Origin of the sequence: Colwellia sp. C1TZA3, from assembly GCF_007954265.1 — a bacterium.
GTDB lineage: Bacteria > Pseudomonadota > Gammaproteobacteria > Enterobacterales > Alteromonadaceae > Cognaticolwellia.
On sequence record NZ_VOLS01000100.1, the window covers coordinates 1 to 5,931 of the forward strand.

The window sequence follows — 5,931 nt, forward strand, 5'->3', positions numbered from 1 at the left end:
TGCGCAGGAAAAATAACTCAAGGTAAGGCGCTCGATTGAGCAATAGCTGGCTATTGGGAGTGAGAGCAACACAGCCTTGAGCTATTTTAACTAGTACAAGTGAGCAATAACTTAATGGGATTGGTATTATAGCAATCTCACTAATTATCTGATCATTTTTACTGGTTAAAACAACCCACTACTGCGTTATTTATTTAATCATTAGCGCAATAAGTTATTAAAATAAATGCCTTATATTTGGTCGTTTTTCCTACGTATAAAGTAGAACACCTCATTAATGAAATTGGTATTAAAAGCAGCGACACTTAAAGCGGCCAGCTCAGTCATAACCTTCAGCAATATTTTTGTGATGTTGATAGTTGTTTAAAGAATTATATTTATTTTTTCAATCTAACGATGATTGAAAGATTATTATCAATGTAAAATATAACAATGGTATTATATGACTCAATTTTAGTTCTACTTTTATTTTCCATTTCACTTTCAGCTAAGGAAGCTTCATTCATGAACTCATCAAAATATATGATTAAACAGGGTGTTAATTTTTTTCATTACCAAAGATTAATCATCATCTGTCTATTTTTCCCTATGCTTGCCAATGCAACGATTGCCGATGAAAATTTTCTTCAGTGCAAAGTTAATTTAGCTCAACGTGCTGAGACTGCAGGATATTCTACTTATATAACTGAAACGGTTATTGATAATATTTCCGTCATTAAACGAGTCATTGCTTTAGATAAAAAACAACCCGAATTTACACAAACCTTTGAGCAATATATTAGAGCCAGAGTTAGTGCTTACCATCTTCGCGTAGGTAAGGAAAAGTTAAAAAATAACAAAGCGTTGTTTGATCAATTAGAAAATAAATACGGTATTCCTCGCCAATATTTAGTGTCTTTTTGGGGCTTAGAAACTGTTTTTGGCAAACATAAAGGTAAAATGTCAGTGCTGAATGCCTTAGCAACCTTAGCGTGTGATCAACGCCGTAGTGAGTTTTTCACCCTAGAGTTACTAAACTTGTTCACCTTAATAGAAAGCAAGCAGGTCTCTGTTGAGCAACTAAAAGGCTCTTGGGCCGGTGCTATGGGTCATATGCAATTTATGCCAACTGCGTTGTTAAAATATGCGGTTGATGGTGACAATGATGGCAAAGTCGATGTTTGGCAAAGCGAGGTTGACGCTTTAACCACAGCGGCTAATTACTTAAGTAAAATAGGTTGGCAATCGAAAGAGCGTTGGGGCAGAGAAGTTAAATTACCGAAAAACTTTGCCTTTGATCAAGTCGCTTTTGATCAATATTACCCGCTTAATTATTTTCAGCAGTTAGGCGTTCAACAAACCAACGAACAAGACTTACCGGCTTATGATATTCAGGCTGAGCTTTATTTACCCTCAGGCCATAAAGGGCCTGCCTTTTTACTTTACCCTAATTTTAATGTCATTATGACCTGGAACCTTTCAAAAAGTTATGCGCTGTCAGTCGGTATACTCGCCAATAAATTAGTTGGCGCTAAAGGCATCGAATTTTTTAACCAAACACAAACTCAGATCAAACCCTTTAGTGTTGTACAGATGAAAGACCTCCAAAGCCAGCTCAATAGCTTAGGCTTTGAAACAGGTAAACCCGATGGTATATGGGGACCCAAAAGTAGAGATGCTATTCGCTCATTTCAGCTACAACATCAACTGATTGCTGATGGATATCCAAATAAAGAGCTTTTTTCAACCATTACGTTAGTGATCAATAAAGCTGAGTCTTAACGCCAAGCATCAATCAAAAAAGTTAGATAAAGCTTAACTGAGGCCAGATAAAGCGCAGTAAACAAAATAAAAGGCCGCGTTTAGTTATTGTATTTTGTAGGTCGGAATTCAATCCATCAACTGATTATATTAGACAGCCAAAGCGTTACGATTGTGCCTTGTCCAATGGTGTTTGCTATTGCTAATCGTCCGTTGTGCATATTTATAAGTTCTTTAACTAAGCTGATGCCTAATCCTGTGCCCGGTATACTTCCAGAAGTATCAACCTTGTAAAATCGCTTACCTACATGAGATAACTGTTCTGCTGTCATTCCTATGCCACTATTTTCAATAATCACGCCAAACTCTGATGTTTCTTCTGTTACTTTCATCTTGGTAGAAACGTTGACAATTGGGCTATTTGGAGAGTATTTATAACAATGATTCAATAAGAGGCCAATACTTTGGTTGCTGTAAATCAATGCTATGAAAATTTTCACTGCCAAACAATTCTTCGCAGAGTTCGGTTAGCGTTATCTTCAAGGTGTCTTGCACCATATTAAGCATGCCTAGCGTTTTATTTTCTATACTGACAACATCGATTAGGTCATCAACTATTTGCTTAAAACGTATTGGTTGTTTATTGGTACTTACCGCCATTTTTTTGGTTTTTTCTGGACCATAATCACAAATAGTTAACAGTTCACTAAAGCCCATTACACTGGCTAAAGGAGTGCGAAGCTCGTGTGCTGCAGAATTTTCATTTTATCCACAATGGTTTCATGGGTAATACCAATGAAAAATAGTATGTCTGAAGAGTCACTATCTTTTTTGTCTATTTTTTGTCGAGAGACGCGTAATACCAATCCCATTAAGTTATTGCTCACTTGTACTAGTTAAAATAGCTCAAGGCTGTGTTGCTCTCACTCCCAATAGCCAGCTATTGCTCAATCGAGCGCCTTACCTTGAGTTATTTTTCCTGCGCACAACAAGATCACAAACTTAATGGAACTGGTATTAGATAATTTCTCTAGCTGACTTTATTCAAGGTTAAACCCAAAGTGCTGGACGGTTTGCCATCTATACCATGGATAAATACATGGCAAACCCCAAAAGTTCATATTACAAGATACGTGTCAGCGCTTGTTCTAGTTGCGCAACAGTCCGGTCAATATTATGCAGTTTTTCTAAACCAAATAAGCCAATACGGAAAGTTTTAAAGTCAGCACGCTCACCTACTTGCAATGGAACGCCAGCGGCAATCTGTAAACCAACAGCAGCAAATTTTTTGCCATTTTGAAATTCATCATCCGTGGTAAAGCTTACGATCACACCGGGAGCAGTAAAGCCTTCAGCGGCGACACTATTAATGCCATGTTGGCTAAGCAATGCACGAACACGTTGACCTAGCTCGAGTTGTTCTTGGTATACTTTGTCAAAACCATAGGCTTTGGTTTCTTGCATTATATCTCTAAAACGCGTCAAGCCATCAGTTGGCATAGTCGCGTGATAAGCATGACCGCCATTTTCATAGGTTTCCATGATCTGTAGCCATTTTTTCAAATCGCAAGCAAAACTATCACTGGTGGTCGACTCAATCTGTTGCCGAGCCAATTCACTGAGCATAACTAAGCCACAGCATGGTGAAGCACTCCAGCCTTTTTGTGGCGCACTAATCAACACATCGACACCGGTTGCTTGCATATCTACCCAAATAGTGCCTGAAGCAATACAATCGAGCACCATAATACCACCCACTTGGTGCACGGCTTGTGCCATCGCTTGGATATAATCATTAGGTAGCATGATACCGGCCGAGGTTTCTACATGTGGTGCAAATACCACATCAGGTGCTTCAGCTAAAATAGTGGCGACTACTTCGGCTATCGGCGGCGGAGCAAATGACGCTTGGGTGTCATCGCTAGTTTGTTGTGCTTTTAATACGACTTCACTGCTAGGGATATCGCCCATCTCAAAAATTTGGCTCCAGCGATAGCTGAACCAACCATTACGAACGACCAAGACTTTTTTGTTACGCCCAAATTGACGAGCAACGGCTTCCATACCAAAGGTGCCACTACCAGGAACGACGATAGCGCTATGGGCGTGGTAAACAGATTTTAAGTCAGCGGAGATATCTTGCATAACCTGCTGGAATGAACCAGACATATGGTTCAAAGAGCGATCGGTGTAAACAACGGAGTATTCTAATAATCCATCAGGGTCAATATCGGGTAATAATCCAGGCATTTCAGGGTCTCTTAGTAACTATTTATAGCATGATATTGCCGTATATTGTGCCAGCGATCAATGCATTTCACAGAAAGTTAGTATTAGAAAAACACATATAAAACAACTGGACACCCTTCTAAAATTTACAACAGCTGTGGCTGTATTAATGGGGGCAATATCAATGGGGTCAGAGTTAACGATTTAAGACATAAATTATCAATGACTCTGACCCCATTGATGCTCTTTTACTGTTAACGTAATACCCGTTTCACCACCGCCATCACAACTAACTATGCATAATGAGAAAAGCGATAAAAGCATCTTTACGCCGCAACAGTAAAAGCACTTGTTAACAAATTAAAATAACTAATGTTTATTTTGGTTGGTTCATTACTTGTTTCTAATTTTCTTAAAATATTATTTTTTATGCCGATTAAAAAACTTGGATTCAAATAGTAAGTGTTGCTTCATTAAAAGTTAATGAATTCAATAGTAGCAGAGCTATTGGTAAAACATTACGCCTGCCCCTAAGAGCTTAGAACGATTAACTCTGGGTGTGCTAGTTAATTAGTGACAAATTTACATTTTGTATTTGTTGATTTTTCTCCCAAAAAAATCAACGTAAGCTTTTCCATCACCATCATGATGTTTATATGGTTTCTATGAAAAAAACTTTGCCATTGTTAATATCGTTATTTTTCAAGTCATAGTTATAAACAGCAAATCTCAAAGTGTTCACATCACAAAATCACAAACAGAAAACACTGCAACTAGCGTGAAATCAAATTACAGTAATTAGTTATTTTAACCATAGATATTCGGTGCAGGGGTATATTTATCAAACTGAAAAGGTAAAGCGTTATATAAGCAGGCTGAATTGATAATGAGGTTGATAGTTAAATTGATAGTTAGGTTATTTCTTTGTAATACTGGCTCAATTTACGTACTAAAACTTTAAAAAGCAACTTGTACTAAAGACCATAAATTGCTTTAAAGACGATAGATAGTAAAACATAATTTGCGGAGTAGGAGTAAATAAAGAGATAAAAATTAGAAGTTTAAAATATGCTCGTAGAGCTCAACGATAGGCCAAGAAAGAAGTTAAATTACAAAACGTCAGCCAAATTAATGGCTGAACATAGAGTTGGCAATGACTGCTTAGTGACTATGCACTTCAAGGTGAGTATCCTCCCTTATTATAATCAAGCTTTTGAAAGTTACTGCGTGATTGTTACAGAGCCTCCCACTACATCAAAATTATTTTGACCAAATTCAGCTAGAGATGGACAGTTATTTATTACCCCCTTTAACACAATAAAACTACCTGGTTCGACGCCAACATAAATGCCTGTGCCAGCGACTATATGTAATGTTTCTTCAACTTCAAAAGGTATTTTACCTGCACCGTTTTCACAAGTTGGGTCACCAGCATAAACCATCGTAATAGTGTCATTTGCTGTATATAAGACACCGGTGCGCTCTTTGTTAACAAAGGTGTGATTGATTGTAAAATCAGCATTTAAAAATCCTTTACTAATACCTTTTAAAATCAATTGATCACGGTCAAAATCTGATCCTCTAATAGGCTTTAACACCACTCTAAACTTACCTAATTGCTCAGTTTGAGATACAAAAAATGTTTCTGCAAAACCACGTTTAACATCGTATGTTACTGCATCATTAGTTTTTCCCACTGCTAAAGCAGAAAAAATAGATATAGATAATAAAGCCACACTTACTAATAATTTTTTCATCATAATAATATCCATTTGCTATTTATTTTGGAGACCTTTTTGGGGATCGGGGCCTAAAAGTTGAAGTAATACCAATCCCATTAAGTTATTGCTCACTTGTACTAGTTAAAATAGCTCAAGGCTGTGTTGCTCTCAATCCCAATAGCCAGCTATTGCTCAATCGAGCGCCTTACCTTGAGTTATTTTTCCTGCGCACAACAAGATC

6 protein-coding genes are annotated in these 5,931 nt (G+C 37.4%); 1 reads left to right on the top strand and 5 read right to left on the bottom strand.

The features are described from left to right. Positions 1–504 precede the first annotated feature (504 nt). Positions 505–1,761 (top strand): lytic murein transglycosylase, encoded by a 1,257-nt coding sequence (locus tag ESZ39_RS16930; protein WP_146881099.1) that lies wholly within the window; start codon positions 505–507, stop codon positions 1,759–1,761. Between the two features lie 116 nt (positions 1,762–1,877). Here ESZ39_RS16930 and ESZ39_RS16935 read toward each other — a convergent pair whose 3' ends face one another. From ESZ39_RS16935 to ESZ39_RS16950, 5 genes are all read right to left on the bottom strand, one after another. Then, positions 1,878–2,132, bottom strand: coding sequence for a sensor histidine kinase (locus ESZ39_RS16935; RefSeq protein ID WP_146881100.1), 255 nt, complete (start codon positions 2,130–2,132; stop codon positions 1,878–1,880). Positions 2,133–2,172: 40 nt separating this feature from the next. Further along, complete coding sequence (locus tag ESZ39_RS16940) at positions 2,173–2,457, bottom strand: hypothetical protein (protein ID WP_146881101.1); 285 nt, start codon at positions 2,455–2,457, stop codon at positions 2,173–2,175. An 8-nt stretch (positions 2,458–2,465) separates the two neighbouring features. Then, a complete protein-coding gene (locus ESZ39_RS17890; protein WP_191321834.1) occupies positions 2,466–2,612 on the bottom strand; it encodes a hypothetical protein in 147 nt (48 codons plus the stop codon). Between the two features lie 250 nt (positions 2,613–2,862). Beyond that, entirely contained in the window at positions 2,863–3,990 is a 1,128-nt protein-coding gene (locus ESZ39_RS16945) for an aminotransferase class V-fold PLP-dependent enzyme (RefSeq protein WP_146881102.1), read from the bottom strand. Positions 3,991–5,189: 1,199 nt separating this feature from the next. Further along, positions 5,190–5,729: a hypothetical protein gene (locus tag ESZ39_RS16950; RefSeq protein ID WP_146881103.1), complete on the bottom strand. Its 540-nt coding sequence runs from the start codon at positions 5,727–5,729 to the stop codon at positions 5,190–5,192. Positions 5,730–5,931 lie beyond the last annotated feature (202 nt).